The organism is Streptococcus sp. HMSC078D09 (genome assembly GCF_001813675.1).
In the GTDB taxonomy this organism is placed as follows: domain Bacteria; phylum Bacillota; class Bacilli; order Lactobacillales; family Streptococcaceae; genus Streptococcus.
Window position 1 is genome coordinate 43,809 of sequence record NZ_KV813678.1, and the last position, 15,473, is coordinate 59,281.

At 40.3% G+C, this 15,473-nt stretch carries 14 protein-coding genes and 1 riboswitch; of the genes, 11 read left to right on the forward strand and 3 right to left on the reverse strand.

All coding sequences use genetic code 11. The features are described from left to right. The first annotated feature begins 194 nt into the window (after nt 1–194). The 8 genes from HMPREF2926_RS09705 (at nt 195) to rpsD (ending at nt 7,843) form a co-directional block, all read left to right on the forward strand. Nucleotides 195–2,174 carry a DHH family phosphoesterase gene (locus HMPREF2926_RS09705; protein ID WP_083307962.1) on the forward strand — a complete coding sequence of 660 codons (1,980 nt, stop codon included), beginning with the start codon at nt 195–197 and terminating at the stop codon, nt 2,172–2,174. Continuing rightward, nucleotides 2,171–2,623: a 50S ribosomal protein L9 gene (gene rplI, locus HMPREF2926_RS09710; RefSeq protein WP_070587659.1), complete on the forward strand. Its 453-nt coding sequence runs from the start codon at nt 2,171–2,173 to the stop codon at nt 2,621–2,623. Before HMPREF2926_RS09705 ends, rplI begins: the two co-directional genes overlap by 4 nt. 24 nt (nt 2,624–2,647) lie before the next feature. Beyond that, nucleotides 2,648–4,006: a replicative DNA helicase gene (gene dnaB / locus HMPREF2926_RS09715; protein ID WP_070587662.1), complete on the forward strand. Its 1,359-nt coding sequence runs from the start codon at nt 2,648–2,650 to the stop codon at nt 4,004–4,006. A 1-nt stretch (nt 4,007) separates the two neighbouring features. Further along, nucleotides 4,008–4,280, forward strand: coding sequence for a Veg family protein (locus HMPREF2926_RS09720; protein ID WP_003009183.1), 273 nt, complete (start codon nt 4,008–4,010; stop codon nt 4,278–4,280). A gap of 34 nt (nt 4,281–4,314) precedes the next feature. Next, a riboswitch (TPP riboswitch) is annotated at nt 4,315–4,416 on the forward strand. A 74-nt stretch (nt 4,417–4,490) separates the two neighbouring features. After that, on the forward strand, nt 4,491–5,249 hold the full coding sequence (locus tag HMPREF2926_RS09725) for an ABC transporter permease (protein ID WP_070587665.1): 759 nt from the start codon (nt 4,491–4,493) through the stop codon (nt 5,247–5,249). A gap of 57 nt (nt 5,250–5,306) precedes the next feature. Continuing rightward, nucleotides 5,307–6,302, forward strand: a complete 996-nt coding sequence (locus HMPREF2926_RS09730) for an ABC transporter substrate-binding protein (protein ID WP_070587668.1) — start codon at nt 5,307–5,309, stop codon at nt 6,300–6,302. Next, on the forward strand, nt 6,295–7,026 hold the full coding sequence (locus tag HMPREF2926_RS09735) for an ABC transporter ATP-binding protein (RefSeq protein ID WP_070587671.1): 732 nt from the start codon (nt 6,295–6,297) through the stop codon (nt 7,024–7,026). The genes HMPREF2926_RS09730 and HMPREF2926_RS09735 overlap by 8 nt, the downstream gene beginning before the upstream one ends. 205 nt (nt 7,027–7,231) lie before the next feature. Beyond that, a complete protein-coding gene (gene rpsD, locus HMPREF2926_RS09740; protein ID WP_003002210.1) occupies nt 7,232–7,843 on the forward strand; it encodes a 30S ribosomal protein S4 in 612 nt (203 codons plus the stop codon). Between the two features lie 188 nt (nt 7,844–8,031). On the opposite strand, the gene HMPREF2926_RS09745 is transcribed toward rpsD, so the two are convergent. Then, nucleotides 8,032–8,565: a TetR/AcrR family transcriptional regulator gene (locus HMPREF2926_RS09745; RefSeq protein ID WP_003001962.1), complete on the reverse strand. Its 534-nt coding sequence runs from the start codon at nt 8,563–8,565 to the stop codon at nt 8,032–8,034. A 134-nt stretch (nt 8,566–8,699) separates the two neighbouring features. Here HMPREF2926_RS09745 and HMPREF2926_RS09750 point away from each other — a divergent pair, with 134 nt between their 5' ends. Further along, the gene (locus HMPREF2926_RS09750; RefSeq protein ID WP_061590854.1) at nt 8,700–11,495 is read left to right on the forward strand and encodes a YhgE/Pip domain-containing protein; all 2,796 of its coding nucleotides are present in this window, start codon (nt 8,700–8,702) and stop codon (nt 11,493–11,495) included. Nucleotides 11,496–11,729: 234 nt separating this feature from the next. On the opposite strand, the gene HMPREF2926_RS09755 is transcribed toward HMPREF2926_RS09750, so the two are convergent. Together HMPREF2926_RS09755 and HMPREF2926_RS09760 are read right to left on the reverse strand one after the other, a co-directional pair. Continuing rightward, the gene (locus tag HMPREF2926_RS09755) at nt 11,730–12,413 is read right to left on the reverse strand and encodes a DUF4947 domain-containing protein (RefSeq protein WP_070587673.1); all 684 of its coding nucleotides are present in this window, start codon (nt 12,411–12,413) and stop codon (nt 11,730–11,732) included. Nucleotides 12,414–12,505: 92 nt separating this feature from the next. After that, a complete protein-coding gene (locus tag HMPREF2926_RS09760) occupies nt 12,506–13,750 on the reverse strand; it encodes a carbohydrate-binding domain-containing protein (protein ID WP_176745543.1) in 1,245 nt (414 codons plus the stop codon). 214 nt (nt 13,751–13,964) lie between these two features. Between HMPREF2926_RS09760 and HMPREF2926_RS09765 the strand changes: the two genes are divergently transcribed. Beyond that, nucleotides 13,965–14,744, forward strand: coding sequence for a polyphosphate polymerase domain-containing protein (locus tag HMPREF2926_RS09765; RefSeq protein ID WP_049492711.1), 780 nt, complete (start codon nt 13,965–13,967; stop codon nt 14,742–14,744). Beyond that, nucleotides 14,737–15,420, forward strand: coding sequence for a DUF4956 domain-containing protein (locus tag HMPREF2926_RS09770; protein WP_070587679.1), 684 nt, complete (start codon nt 14,737–14,739; stop codon nt 15,418–15,420). The genes HMPREF2926_RS09765 and HMPREF2926_RS09770 overlap by 8 nt, the downstream gene beginning before the upstream one ends. Nucleotides 15,421–15,473 lie beyond the last annotated feature (53 nt).

Genomic DNA, 15,473 nt, shown 5'->3' on the forward strand with positions numbered 1-15,473 from the left:
AAAATGGGGCTGAGATGATGTTTCAGCCTCAATTTTATGGATTGAAATCTTTTGTTGCTATTTACATAGTTGTAAACGTTGTTTACAAAGTAGTGAGGCGGAGGAAGAGCTTTTTACGGGTCAATCTTCTCTGTAATATAGAGAGAAACCTCGCTTTTTACCTCTATTTATGGTATAATTCCGAGGAGAGGTTTATGATGAAAAAATTTCGTTTATCGTTCATCCATTATGTGTTAATTGGTTTTATTTCATTTGCAATTTTAGCAATTTTTTTAAGAATCTTTGGCAAAGGCTATGTAACTCTCATTGCAATTTTTTTAGTCTTAGCTGGATTGATTGCTTTATTTGAATACCAGTTACAAATTTCAGAGTTAGATGAATTAGAACAAATACAATACGTTAACCATCAGGCAGAAAGCGGATTAGCATCCCTCCTTGATAAAATGCCTGTTGGAGTTATCAAAATTAATGAAGAGTCAAATGAAGTAGAGTGGTTCAACCCTTATGCTGAATTGATTTTTTCAACAGATGATGGCGACTTTGATGTTGAATCCTTGAAAAAGTTACTCAATACTCTATTTGAGGATAAAGGACATTATGTCACTGTAGCCGATAAGAAATATTCCGTTTACTTTGATCAGACGTCTAGTGTTGTTTACTTTTTTGATGTTTCAAGTGAGTATGAAGCAACTGTGGGATTGGTGACAACTCGTCCTGTTATCGGTATTATTTCTGTTGATAACTATGATGATCTGGAAGATGTCATTTCAGACTCTGATATTAGTAATATCAATAGTTTTATTGCCAACTTTGTAGAAGAGTTTACAGCTCATTACCATATGTTTTACAGACGTGTGGGGATGGATCGTTTCTATTTGTTTACAGACTACACGGTCTTAGAACAGTTGATGGAATCAAAATTTTCAGTCATCGATCAATTCCGTGAAGAAGCTAAAAATCGTGAGCTACCTATTACCTTAAGTATGGGATTCTCGTACGGTGATGGAGAGCATGATGAGATTGGTAAAGTGGCTCTCTTGAACCTAAACCTTGCGGAAGTTCGTGGTGGGGATCAAGCAGTAGTCAAAGAAAATGATGAACAGAAAAACCCTATTTTCTTTGGTGGGGGAACAGCTTCAGCTGTTAAGCGGACTCGGACCCGCACACGCGCTATGATGACAGCTACTTCGGATAAGATTAAATCCGTTGATCAAGTTTTCATTGTTGGGCATAGAAACTTGGATATGGACGCTTTAGGAGCGTCTGTGGGAATGCAGTTTTTCTCTAGCAATATTTTGGCTTCCTCTTATGTGGTCTATGACCCGCATGCAATGGCTAGTGATATTTCAAGAGCAATTGCGAAACTAGAAGAAGAGCAGGTAACGAAAATCCTTCCCCTAGAGGAAGCCATGCAAATGGTGACGGATCGCTCTTTGTTAATTATGGTTGACCATTCTAAGACAGCCTTGACCCTTTCTAAAGAATTTTATCAGGAATTCCAACAGATTATTGTCATTGACCATCATCGTCGGGATGATGATTTCCCTGAAAATGTTCTGATCACCTATATTGAAAGTGGAGCAAGTAGTGCGAGCGAATTGGTTAGTGAACTTATTCAGTTCCAGAAGTCGAAGAAAAATCGGTTAACGAAGATTCAAGCTAGTGTCTTGATGGCTGGAATTATGCTGGATACTAAGAACTTCTCCGCACGTGTTACGAGTCGGACCTTTGATGTGGCGAGTTACCTTCGTTCAAGAGGTAGTGATAGTGTAACCATCCAGGAGATCTCTGCGATTCAGTTTGACGAGTACCGCGAAGTGAACGAACTGATCTTGACTGGTGAAAAGATTTTGCCACATATCATCGTAGCTTGTGCCAATACGACTAAAGCCTATGATTCAGTAACCATTAGTAAAGCAGCTGATAGTATGCTAGCCATGTCTGAGGTGGAAGCAACCTTTGTCATTGCTTGTAATCAAAGTGGGACTGTCTCGATTTCTGCACGAAGTCGAAGCAAAGTCAATGTACAGCGTATCATGGAACAGCTTGGCGGAGGAGGTCATTTCAACTCGGCAGCCTCTCAAATTGAGGGTCAAGATTTGATGAGTATTCGTCAACAACTGATTGAGACTATTGAAAACGAAGTAACTATTGAAAAGGAGAATGTAGAATGAAAGTTATTTTCTTAGCGGATGTAAAAGGTAAAGGTAAAAAAGGCGAAATTAAAGAAGTGCCTACTGGTTATGCACAAAATTTTTTGATCAAGAAAAATCTTGCGAAAGAAGCCAATGCCCAAGCAATCGGTGAGCTTCGTGGAAAGCAAAAGTCAGAAGAAAAAGCGCATGCTGAATTGTTAGCGGAAGCGCAAAAGATTAAAGCGAAATTAGAAGAAGAAGCAACTGTTGTTCAATTCACTGAAAAAATTGGGCCAGATGGCCGTACCTTCGGCTCTATTACCAATAAAAAGATTGCAGAAGAGCTTGAGAAACAATTTGGCATTAAAATTGATAAACGTCATATCCAAGTTTCCTCTCCAATTCGTTCAACAGGTTTGATTGACGTCCCTGTAAAAATTTATCAAGATGTTACAGGTGTGATTAATATTCGTGTAAGCGAAGGGTAAACACGATCGATAGAAAGGTTTTTTATGGCTGAGATAGAGGAATTACGAACACAACCTCAGGATATCCAAGCGGAGCAATCAGTGTTGGGAGCCATCTTTATTGATGAGGGGAAATTGGTCTTTGTTCGTGAATATATCGAGCCTGGCGATTTCTTTAAGTACTCGCACCGTTTGATTTTTAAAGCCATGATTGATCTAGCTGACCGCGGGGATGCGATTGATGCGACGACTGTTCGAAATATTTTAGATAGTCAGGGGGATCTCCAAAATATTGGCGGTCTCTCCTATTTGGTAGAAGTCATTAATTCGGTACCAACTTCAGCTAACGCGGAGTATTACGCGAAGATTGTTGCCGAAAAAGCTGTCTTACGTCGATTGATCTCTCGATTAACGGAAAGTATTAATCAAGCTTATGATGGTGCAAGTCCTTCAGATGAAATCATTGCGGGTGCTGAAAAAGCTCTGATTGATGTTAGTGAAAACGCAAATCGTAGTGGATTTAAAAATATTCGAGACATCTTGAATATAAATTTTGGTAGCTTAGAAGCCCGTTCGCTTCAAACCTCTGATATCACGGGTATTGCGACAGGCTATCGCGATTTGGACCATATGACGACGGGGCTACATGAGGAAGAATTGATTATTTTAGCGGCTCGTCCTGCGGTAGGGAAAACAGCCTTTGCTCTAAATATTGCTCAAAATATCGGGACAAAGTTGGATAAGACAGTGGCTATTTTCTCATTAGAAATGGGTGCTGAAAGTTTGGTTGACCGGATGTTAGCAGCTGAAGGCTTGATTGAATCCCATTCGATTCGTACAGGTCAATTGACGGATGAAGAGTGGCGGAAATATGCCATTGCTCAAGGAAATTTGGCCAATGCGAGTATTTACATCGATGATACCCCAGGAATTCGGATCACTGAGATTCGTTCGAGAGCAAGAAAATTAGCGCAGGAAACAGGGAATCTCGGTCTTATTCTGATTGACTACCTGCAGCTGATTACAGGGACTGGAAGAGAAAACCGTCAACAGGAAGTTTCAGAAATTTCTCGTCAGTTAAAGATTTTGGCGAAGGAACTAAAAGTTCCCGTCATTGCTTTGAGTCAGCTGTCACGTGGCGTGGAACAGCGCCAAGACAAACGTCCGGTTCTTTCTGATATTCGTGAATCTGGATCGATTGAGCAGGATGCGGATATTGTTGCTTTCTTGTACCGTGATGATTATTATGATCGAGCTGGTGAAGAGGACGAAGATGGAATGCCTAATAATACGGTTGAAGTGATTATCGAGAAAAACCGTTCAGGTGCGCGTGGGACAGTCGAATTAATATTCCAAAAGGAATACAATAAATTCTCAAGTATTTCAAAGAGAGAGGATCAATAAGATGAGTGATGCATTTACAGATGTTGCAAAAATGAAAAAAATTAAGGAAGAGATCAAGGCTCATGAAGGACAAGTGGTTGAAATGACACTTGAAAATGGACGGAAACGTCAAAAAAATAAATTTGGACGCTTGATTGAGGTCTATCCTTCTTTATTTATTATCGAGTATACGAACGACAATAGCTTACCAGGTGAACCGGCCAATACATACGTGGAGTCTTACACCTATTCAGATATTTTAACAGAGAAAAATTTAATTCGTTATTTGGATTAATTTCTTGCTTTTATCGTCTAAATCAGTTATTATAATAAATACATATGGGAGTCTGTGTACAGTCTGAGAGGAAGTGTAAGCTTCGACCGCACCTGATCTGGGTAATGCCAGCGTAGGAAACAAATGAAATGTATTTTTCGTTATGAGTGACCTTGTGCAATTCGTCTCCTATTTTGGAGGCGTTTTTTATTTGTGAGAAAGGAGGTTACGATGTCTCTTGTAAAAAGATATTCAAAACAATTGATAGGATTTGCAGGTTTTAGCAGTCTTCTTGTCTTATGGCAGTTAGCAGGATTTTTAAATATCCTCCCCAAATTTGTATTACCAACGCCACTTGAAATTGGGAATGCCTTTGTACGAGATCGAGTTCTCCTGATTCATCACAGTTTGTCTACTCTTCAAGTGGCCTTGATTGGACTTGTTATAGGGGTTCTTCTTGCTGCTGGCTTTGCGATTCTCATGGATAGTTTTCAATGGGTGAATGATCTGGTCTATCCTTTTATGGTTGTTATTCAAACCATTCCGACGATTGCCTTGGCCCCTATCCTGGTTCTTTGGTTTGGTTATGGTATGCTTCCAAAACTGGTTTTGATCATTATTACGGTGGTATTTCCCATCGTAGTTAGTTTCTTAGATGGTTTTCGGCATTGCGATCAAGATATTCTGAGATTGTTTCAGATTATGCAAGCCAATCGCTTTCAGACCTTAGTCCATTATAAAATTCCTGCAGCGCTTCCTTATTTTTTCGCAGGTTTACGTGTGAGTGTTTCCTATGCTTTTATCAGTACGGTCGTTTCAGAATGGTTAGGAGGTTTTGATGGATTGGGGGTCTATATGATCCAATCGAAGAAGTTATTTCAGTATGATACGATGTTTGCGATCATTGTATTGATTTCTGCTATTAGTTTACTCGGTATGTTTCTCGTTGACCAATTAGAACGAACCATTCTAAAATGGAAAAAGGATTGACAAACTTGTAAATAGTGTAAAAAATAAATTGACAAAAATGTAAAAGAGGTATGGCTAATGAAAAAGTCAATAGGTTTATTTTTCTCAATAATATTGGGATTTGTTTTCTTGAGTGCTTGTCAAAATTCTGTCAATCAATCGTCAAGCGATTTGAAAAAGATTGATTTTATTCTAGATTGGACCCCGAATACCAATCATACGGGTCTCTATGTAGCTAAGGAAAAAGGGTACTTTAAAGATGCAGGACTGGATGTAGATATAAAACTTCCTCCGGAAGACAGTAGTTCTGATTTGATTATCAATGGGAAAGCTCCATTTGGAATTTATTTCCAAGATTCTATGGCCAAGAAATTGGATAAAGGTGCGGGTATTACCGCTGTTGCAGCTATCGTCGAACACAATACGTCAGGGATTATTTCAAGAAAAGATGCAGCGATCACAAGTCCAAAAGATTTGGTTGGTAAGAAGTATGGTACCTGGAATGATCCGATTGAATTGGAAATGATCAAATCTATGATGAAAAAAGAGGGGGCTGATTTTAATCAAGTAAAATTGGTTCCAAATAGTGATTCGAATTCTATTACTCCGATTGAAAATAAGGTCTTTGATGCTGCTTGGATTTATCACGGTTGGGATGGAATTTTGGCTGAGCAAAAGGGAATGAAGACCAATTTCTTCTATATGAAAGATTTTGTTCCTGCATTTGACTACTATTCGCCTGTTATTATTGCTAACAATGACTATTTGAAGTCTCATAAAGAGGAAGCAAAAAAATTCATTCAAGCGGTGAAAAAAGGCTACCAATATGCTATAGAGCATCCAGAAGAAGCAGCGGATATCTTGATCAAACAGGCCCCTGCCTTAGCTAACCAGCGTGATTTTGTACTCGCTTCCCAAAAATATCTTTCCAGTCAATATGCTTCAGACAAGGACAAGTGGGGGCAGTTTGATCCTAAGCGGTGGAATGCTTTTTATGCTTGGGCAAAAGAGCAAGGATTGGTTTCAAATGACATAGAAGACAAAGGTTTCACAAATGAATTGGTAGGTGACTGATATTTTAACCGTAAAAGATGTAAGTTTCTCTTTTGGAGATAAAGCAGTTTTAAACAATGTATCACTAGAAGTGCAAAAAGGAGAAATTGTCTCTATTCTAGGTCCGAGTGGGGTAGGGAAATCAACCTTGTTTAATTTAATTGCTGGGATCCTTCCCTTACAAAAGGGGGCTATAGAAGTAGATAACGCCCCGATCTCCTTTGGGAAAGTCAGCTATATGCTACAAAAGGATCTTTTGTTGGAACATAAGACAGTATTGGGAAATATTATTCTTCCCCTTCAATTAAAAAAGATTCCTAAGGAAGAGGCGACATCTACAGCTCTAAAATTGTTAGATGAATTTAAATTGGGAAGTATCGCCAACCTTTATCCCAATGCCCTGAGTGGGGGGATGCGGCAACGGGTGGCGCTATTAAGAACCTACCTTCTGGGTCATTCTGTCTTCCTATTAGATGAAGCTTTTAGTGCCTTAGATGAATTGACAAGGCAGGATCTTTATCACTGGTATTTAGAAAGTAAGGAACGTCTTGGTCTCACCACTCTGGTGATCACTCATAGTATCGAAGAAGCTTTGACATTGAGTGATCGGGTCTATATCTTGAATCATAATCCCGGTGAAATTATTGCAGATCTTCCTTTAAAATGGGATCCAGCAACGGATAGAGACTGGCAACAATTGCAATATAAAAAACGAATCATAGAATTATTGTCTAAATTTCATTGAAATTGTTTTGAAGGACTTTACAAAGTTTCTATTCCGTGATAAAATAGAATTTGTGCGAAATGACAGCAGGACAAAATGAAGCTCGTCAACAGGAAGTCAGCTAGAAAAGTAACCTTTGCTGTTTGGGCGAAGGCTTTCTGAACGAATCAGGTTTGTCTAAAACGTTATTTCCTACAAAAATTATTTTTATAGGAGGACATTTCAAATGTCACGTTATACAGGACCATCTTGGAAACAATCTCGCCGTCTTGGCTTGTCACTTACAGGTACAGGTAAAGAATTGGCACGTCGTAACTACGTACCAGGTCAACATGGACCAAACAACCGTTCAAAATTGTCAGAATACGGTTTGCAATTAGCTGAAAAACAAAAACTTCGTTTCTCTTACGGACTTGGTGAAAAACAATTCCGTAACTTGTTCGTACAAGCTACTAAAGTTAAAGAAGGAACTGTCGGTTTCAACTTCATGCTTCTTTTGGAACGTCGTTTGGATAATGTTGTTTACCGTCTTGGACTTGCGACTACTCGTCGTCAAGCTCGTCAATTCGTTAACCACGGTCACATCCTTGTTGACGGAAAACGCGTTGATATCCCTTCATACCGTGTAACTCCAGGTCAAGTGATCTCAGTTCGCGAAAAATCAGCTAAAGTTCCAGCTATCCTTGAAGCTGTTGAAGCTACAGTTGGACGTCCAGCATTCGTATCATTCGATGCTGACAAACTTGAAGGTTCATTGACTCGCCTTCCAGAACGTGATGAAATCAACCCAGAAATCAACGAAGCACTTGTCGTTGAATTCTACAACAAAATGCTTTAATTTTAAGATATACTTTGCAGAAAGCCTACTACAGTGGGCTTTTTGTTTTGTCTTAAAGGGTTGATTTCTGGCTTTGTTCAGTTACAAATTTTCTAAAGCTGTTTCATTACATGAGACAGTTTTTTGTTTTCTTAAAACCTAAAACTGCTAATAAAAAAATCCTGATCTATCTAGATCAGGAGGCACTGTTACCGTAGCATTTTCATTAAAAATTCAGCCATTTGTTGAGGGCTTTCTTTTTTTCCCCGAGAAACCCACATTTGACAGACTCCGAAGAAGGCATTGGTCAGATAGACAGAACTGTAGACTCTTTCAATATCTGTTAATGATTTATGACTATAGCGCTCTTGCAAACTATCAACCAGGAGAATCTGTAATTTATGTCGTAAGAAGGTTTGGATCTCTTTGGTTCCATTCTCTGTCAGAAGAACCGCAAAGAGTGGCTCCTTGGTTAGAAATTCGAACACTTCTGTAATCGCTTGGCGCTTGTCATCTTGGTGTTTATCAAAGATATATTCAAGCTTGTGAAAGAGTGCTTGTTGGTAGCGCTCGATCATATCATACTTGTCTCGATAGTGGGTATAAAAGCTAGAGCGACTAATGCCGGATTCTTGTGCTAACTCAACCGTTGTGATTTGGTCGAATGATTCCTTTTCTAGTAGTCGAACCATCGCCTCCTCGATATTTCGTTTTGTTTTTAATCGTTTATTGCTCTCAGTCATCTGTTAATCCTTTTTGCACAAAAATATACACAGTGTCTAAAAATAAAGATTTCCTACTTGTGAAAATTTCTAGAAACTGTATAATCTATTATATCAGAAATTTAGACAATGTGTATAAAAAGGAGACAAAAAATATGATGAAAGAATGGAAGGCTATTCTTAAAAAGCCAACATTTATCATTGTCATGATTGGAGTTGCTTTGATTCCAGCTCTTTATAATATTATTTTTCTATCTTCCATGTGGGATCCATATGGCCAAGTTTCGGATCTTCCTGTAGCGGTTGTCAATAAGGATCAATCTGCTACATATAATGGACAAAAAATGGAAATCGGGAAAGACATGGTGTCCAATTTGAAGGACAATGACTCACTTGATTTTCATTTTGTAGATGAGAAAGCTGCGAAAGATGGTCTCAAAAATGGCGATTATTATATGATTGTAACCCTGCCTGAGGATCTTTCAAAAAAAGCTAGCTCCATCTTAACCAATCATCCGGAACAGATGACCATTGATTACCAAACATCCAGTGGTCATAGTTTTATCGCAGGGAAAATGAGCGACACTGCGATGACAAAAATGAAGCAGTCAGTGGCTGAAAAAGTGACCAATACGTATACAACAGCTTTATTTTCCAAAATGGGATCGCTTAAAACTGGTATGGGGACAGCGGCAGATGGAAGTGCTAAATTAGCAGATGGTGCAAGTAAATTGGAAGATGGTGGTCAAACACTGTCTACTAATTTGAATACATTAGCTCGTTCAAGCTTAGCATTTTCAGATGGTGCGACTACTCTTCGTACGGGTCTAGCAGCTTATACAGATGGTGTTGGTCAATTAGGAAATGGTCTCAATCAAATGGCTGGTCAACTTCCAAATTTGGTATCTGGCGTCAATCAATTAAATAATGGGTTTGGTACTTTTAATACAGGCTTGATGGCTTACGCTACCGGAGTGGATCGATTAGGAAATGGTCTCAATCAAATGGCGAGTCAAACCCCTCAGTTGGCTTCAGGAGTTGGTCGGTTAACCAGCGGTATGGGGACCCTCAATGACGGTCTTGGGAATTATACCAATGGCGTGCGTCAATTGAATTCGGGTCTATCTAACTTTTCAAATGGTTTAGTGACCTATACAAATGGCGTTGCTACTTTATCAGAGGGAGCAGGTCAATTAAGTAGTCAATCCGCTACTCTTCGAAATGGGGTTTCTCAATTAGAATCAGGTATTCAAACATTATCAAGTCAGCTACAAGCTTCTACAAGCCAATCAGCTCAGATTGATCAATTGGCAGCTGGTTTGAACCAATTAAATGCAGCGATTCAAAATGCTTCGGTAGATACCAGTCAACTTTCATCTGGCTTGACGAGTATTGCGAATTCAGCTCAATCAATCCTTGCTTCAGCCCAAGCGGATCGTGCAAATGCCCTTGCAAGTGTACAAGGGACAGCAGCCTATCAAGCAATGACAGCTGACCAACAAGCGGAAATCAATGCGGCGATCTCATCGAGCCCAAGCTCGAGTGAAACGGCGGCTCAAGGAATCTTGACTACGATTCAAACGATCCAAAGTAGTTTGAATACAGGAAATAGCTTGACACAACTGCAAACGGCAGCCAATCAAGTTTTACCAACAGCTTCTTCTACCTTGACAGACTTGTCAAGTGGCTTGTCTAAGATCCAATCCGCAGTTAGTGGACAATTGTTGCCAGCTAGCCAAACCATCAGTCAAGGGATCGGCGCTTATACAGCTGGTGTCGATAAAATCGCTAATGGAGCAACCCAACTTCAGACGAATAGCAGTACTTTAACAAATGGGGCTAGTCAGTTAGCAGCAGGTGTTGGTCAACTAGATAGTAAATCATCAGAATTACTTGCAGGAAGCAATCAATTAGCTTCTGGTCTAGGTGAGTTAAATGGGAAGATGCCTGCCTTGACATCAGGCATGAATCAACTGGCTTCAGGAGCGACCCAATTAACAGGTAAGTCGGGTGAATTGGTTGCTGGTGCTGGAAAATTAGCTGACGGTGTAGGGCAATTGAACAGCAAAACTCCAGAGTTGGCAGGTGGTGTCAACAAACTTGTCACTGGTGTCAATCAGTTGACAGAAAAATCAGGTCAATTGGTGACTGGTGCTGATAAACTAGCCGACGGTGCAAATCAAATCTCAGATGGGTCCAGCAAATTAGCAGCAGGTGGCCAAACATTGACAAATGGTTTAGGTGAATTAGCAACAGGAAGCCAAACCTTGAGTCAAGGATTAAACGATGCTAAGGGACAATTGAATGTGGCTACAACTGAAAAAGAAAACGCTAAAACCTTAGCAGATCCTGTCACTTTGTCTAAAACAGACCGTGACAATGTCCCGGTGAATGGTGTCGGAATGGCTCCTTATATGATCTCTGTAGCACTCTTTGTTTGTGCCTTGTCAACCAATATGATCTTTGCAAAATTGCCATCCGGTCGTCATCCTGAAAGTCGCTGGGCATGGTTTAAATCTCGCTTTGAGGTCAACGGAACGATTGCGGTGATTGCAGGAGTCTTGGTCTATGGTGCCGTTCACTTGATTGGTTTATCAGCTAATCATGAGATGGCTACTCTCTTCCTTTGTGTGATTGGTAGTGTGGCCTTCATGTCTATCGTGACTGCTTTGACAACATGGCAAAGAAAGATCGGTGCTTTCCTTTCCTTGATCCTCTTGCTCTTGCAATTGGCTTCTAGTGCAGGAACCTATCCTCTTGCTTTGACAAATGGATTTTTCCAAGCCATTCATCCATTCTTGCCAATGAGCTATACCGTTTCTGGTCTTCGTCAAACGATTTCGATGACAGGAGAAATTGGAAATCAAGTGGCCTTCCTTCTGATGACTATTGTTCTTTTTGCAGGCCTCGGAATGTGGTTCTATAATCCAAAAAAATATGAAGAGGACTAATCTTCAAGAACTCCCAACAGAATGTGTTGGGAGTTTTTTTGTTTCATGTGAAACAAGAGGCTGGGACAAAAGTCCTAGCCTCTCAATTGATTTTGGATTGTCGAGCAAGACGCAGTGGTTGAGTAGGCTCTACTACGCTGATTTCATCAGCTTTTACAGCCCTACTCAACTGTGCGGAGGTGGGACGACGAAATCGAATTCTAACGAATGACCGATTTCTGTCTCACTCTCTTATTATTTAAAGAAGACAACATCAGGATTTGGTGTAATATAGAGAAGTTGGTCGTTTTCAAAGACCAGTTGGATAGTGTTGTTTTTATAGGTGTAAATGGTATAGTTTACTCCGAATTTAGACGCTTGTTTGAGATCAACAGCTCCCATCAAAAAAGCGTGAGCTTGTTCCCCTGTGATTTTTCCCTCGTGGTAGAGCCCTTTAATATTTCCTAATTCGGTATTTTCAAAAGATTCGGCAATATAAGCAGGGTCTGTTATTTGTTTCTCTGGATTTCCAAGAATTGTTTGGACAAGAGCGGTGGTATATCCTTCATAATCCGGCGTCTGTGCAAAAATTTTATCGTCATTTCTAGAGTAGGCTACTTTTAAGTTCCCTGTCGCATAAATTTTATCTTTGGGTGCTTCTTGAGCATTTCTAGGGAGTCCTTCGGTTGTGACGATATCCGAAGAGGGCTGTGTAGTGGTTGAAGGAGAGCTAGAGGAGTTGTTTGAGCTATTTGAACTAGTTGAACGAATCGGGTGGCTAGAACGACTCGAGCTACTTTTTTTAAAGGTTTTCTTTTTTGAGCTGGTAGTTGTTGGTTCTTTTTTAAAGTTGATCTTAAGATCCGGCACACAGGCTGATAGAAAAAGAAGAGATAGCAAGAGTGTGAAGAAAAGAGGGAGTGTTTGTTTTTTCATCATGTTCCTTTCGATAAGCTGATTGATTTTCTATTCTATCATAAAAAGGGTAACAAAAAAAGGTCAGGAAGAAATCCTGCCTTTATTTGTTATTATTAATGACCGCCTTGAGGTCCACCGCCTTGAGGTCCGCCACCTCCGGGAGCACCACCGCCTCCAGGCATGGAGTTGACAATTTCCGTTTGTTTTTCACCGTTGATATAGATGTCTCCGCCAGTGTAGGTAGCTGTTCCATCAAAGTCGAAGCCAGATTGACCCGTTAATTTAATGGTTCCTCCGGTAACGGTGATATTTCCATTCGAATCAATTGGATCGGTATCGCCTTGGCCAACTTCAACGTTGAGGGTTCCACCATTCATGGTGAAGAAAATTTCATCTTGGTTGGCATTGGCATTGGCTGCATTGACCCCATCATCGGTTGCATAGATGGTGATATCTCCGCCGTTGATGGTGATCGATTTTCCTTCGAGGCCTTCGACAGACTCGGTTACCTCATAGGTTCCGCTATCGATGATCAGATCACCAGAAGCATGGATTCCGTCGTCTCCTGCAGTGATGGTCATTTTGTTGTCTGAAAGATACATGGTTCCGACCGAAGTATCTTCATCATTATCTACCTTGACGGCATCTTCATCTGCATCGATGGTCATGGTCGTACCAGTGATATTGAGTTCGTCATTGACGTTGAAGGCATCTCCTACAGCCGTGATCTTATAGGTTCCACCTGTGATATGGAGAGTGTCATTGGCCTTGATACCGTTGTTCATCTTGGCGTCAATGTTGAGCGTACCTGAACCATTGATGGTGAGGTCGCCTTTAGAGAAGATGACCGCATCGGCATCTTCATCATTGTTTGAACTTGAATCAGACAAGGTATTGGTCGTGCCGTCTGCTAGAGTGAGGTAGACATGCCCTGCTTTCGTAGCAGAAATTGGCGCGTTGGTGTTGGTCATGGTAACGCCTTTCAAGACGATGTGAACATCGTCTGAGTCACCCGCTTCAACCTTGATTTGAACCCCATCGGATTCACCAGAGATGACATAGGTTCCAGCCTTTGAGATGGTCACAGTTGATCCAGATACAGCTACGCCGTCACCTGATACACTTGCAGACGAAGCAGATAGTTTTACAGTAGATGCTTTGCTTTCATCATAAGAGCTGTCCTTGTCCTTATCTGTAAAATAGTTGGAATTGTTTGTTTTATTTTTTGAAGTAGAAGTAGTGGTTGTTTGTGCAGTATTGCTTTTTGTAGCTGATTGTGATGACGCCTGGGCACAAGCTGTCAGTAAGGTGAGGGTTGTGGCCCCCGTTAATAAAAATTTCCATTTGTTTGATTTCATGAGCTTTTCCTCTCGTTCCATTGATATGCTCCTAGTCTAAAGTTGCTAGCTGAAAGTTTCCTAAAGTTTTTCTGAAAGGAACCTTAACTTTAGTTTTCTTTAAGTTTGGCTTAATGACCAGTTAAGAAAGTCCCATTAAACTAGAAAGCACGTAAGTCGTATTCATACTTACTGAAGGTTAGAAACAATAGATCCCTCTTAAAGGAGAAGAAACATGAAAAAAACAATTGAGACAAGTTTCAAACGAATCGAAACAAAATATATCGTCGCAAAAGATGACGTGAAGGACTTGATCAAAGACTTAAAAGAATACGTCGTAGAAGATGATTACCCAACCTCAACCATTTCAAACATTTATTTTGATACGGAAAATTTTGATGTCATTCAAGATGCTCTTGCAAAACAACACCGCCGTGAAAAAATTCGGATGCGGACTTATATAGAAAAACCTCAAGCAGACAGCCCAGTGTTTCTAGAGGTGAAGTCAAAAGATGAAGAAGGAATTGGCCATAAATTCCGCCTAGTCGCTACTTCGCAAGCCATTATCAACTTGATGACAGATGGGACAGTAGATCATCAGATACAAGATCCAGACTTAGTGCAAGAGATTCAGAGATTGCGCAAACGTTATGGTCATCGATTGGAACCACGGATGTTCATTTATTATGATCGTTTGTCTCTCAAAGAAAAGAAATCCATTCAGGGTTATCCTTATCAGAAGATTCGCGTGACAATCGATCAAAACTTAGTCTTTCGAGACCAGGCTGTTAGCCTTTTTGGTGGGAAGAAAGGAGAACCTCTACTAGAGGATGACTTCGTGATCATGGAAATTAAGGCTCCTGGCCAAGAACCTAAATGGCTAAAGGATATTTTAGAGAAGTATGGTTTGGTGAAACAGAAATTTTCAAAATATAGCTGTGCTTATCATAAATCACAAGGCTTGGATTATGCCCCAAGACCAGTTCAAGAAACGGTAGGTGCTGCCTATGTCTAATCTATTTGATTCTATTTTTAATAATGCCACAGCAGCGGTGGATCCCTTGCGCTTACTGCTGGCCCTTTTGGTCAGCCTCTTTCTAGGGTTGGCCCTATCTTGGACCTATAAATACCGAACACTTTACACTCGAGAGTTTGTCATTAGTTTGACCTTGCTTCCTTGTATGATGACCTTAGTGATCTTTTTGGTCAATGGAAGTTTGGGAACCTCGATTGCAGTGGCAGGGACCTTTAGTTTGATCCGTTTTCGTTCGGCTACGAGTGGTTCGAGAGAGTTGATTGCCATTTTCTTAGCTATGATTATAGGATTGGCTGCAGGTTCGGGCTATCTTTTATTGGCCATTTTATCAACTCTCTCTTTACTAGGGGTGTGGCTGGTATTAGAGAACAAACAGAGTAAGGCAGACCATCAACGGCGCCGCCATTTGACTATTACCGTCTCAGAACAAGATTCTGTTGCAGAACAAATCAGTCAGTTGTTGGACCAAAGTTGTTCAGAAATTGACTTTATTTCTGTCACAACGGCCCAAGCTGGAGAACAACTGACCTTGAACTACGAGGTAAATATGAAATCGAACATCGATGATTTTGCTCTTGCCAATCTATTGATTAGCAAGATTGAAAATTGTGATGTCGCTCTGACAAAGAAAGCGAAGAAAAGAAAGAATCTATAACGGCTATCCTACTTTAGGATAGTTTTTTAGGATTTTAAGAACTTTTTAAGAAA

Bases quoted from the DNA above. Each gene is read 5' to 3' on its own strand.
- HMPREF2926_RS09705 (WP_083307962.1), top strand. From the start codon at position 195: ATGATGAAAAAATTTCGTTTATCGTTCATCCATTATGTGTTAATTGGT.
- rplI (WP_070587659.1), top strand. From the start codon at position 2,171: ATGAAAGTTATTTTCTTAGCGGATGTAAAAGGTAAAGGTAAAAAAGGC.
- dnaB (WP_070587662.1), top strand. From the start codon at position 2,648: ATGGCTGAGATAGAGGAATTACGAACACAACCTCAGGATATCCAAGCG.
- HMPREF2926_RS09720 (WP_003009183.1), top strand. From the start codon at position 4,008: ATGAGTGATGCATTTACAGATGTTGCAAAAATGAAAAAAATTAAGGAA.
- HMPREF2926_RS09725 (WP_070587665.1), top strand. From the start codon at position 4,491: ATGTCTCTTGTAAAAAGATATTCAAAACAATTGATAGGATTTGCAGGT.
- HMPREF2926_RS09730 (WP_070587668.1), top strand. From the start codon at position 5,307: ATGAAAAAGTCAATAGGTTTATTTTTCTCAATAATATTGGGATTTGTT.
- rpsD (WP_003002210.1), top strand. From the start codon at position 7,232: ATGTCACGTTATACAGGACCATCTTGGAAACAATCTCGCCGTCTTGGC.
- HMPREF2926_RS09745 (WP_003001962.1), bottom strand. From the start codon at position 8,565: ATGACTGAGAGCAATAAACGATTAAAAACAAAACGAAATATCGAGGAG.
- HMPREF2926_RS09750 (WP_061590854.1), top strand. From the start codon at position 8,700: ATGATGAAAGAATGGAAGGCTATTCTTAAAAAGCCAACATTTATCATT.
- HMPREF2926_RS09755 (WP_070587673.1), bottom strand. From the start codon at position 12,413: ATGATGAAAAAACAAACACTCCCTCTTTTCTTCACACTCTTGCTATCT.
- HMPREF2926_RS09760 (WP_176745543.1), bottom strand. From the start codon at position 13,750: ATGAAATCAAACAAATGGAAATTTTTATTAACGGGGGCCACAACCCTC.
- HMPREF2926_RS09765 (WP_049492711.1), top strand. From the start codon at position 13,965: ATGAAAAAAACAATTGAGACAAGTTTCAAACGAATCGAAACAAAATAT.
- HMPREF2926_RS09770 (WP_070587679.1), top strand. From the start codon at position 14,737: ATGTCTAATCTATTTGATTCTATTTTTAATAATGCCACAGCAGCGGTG.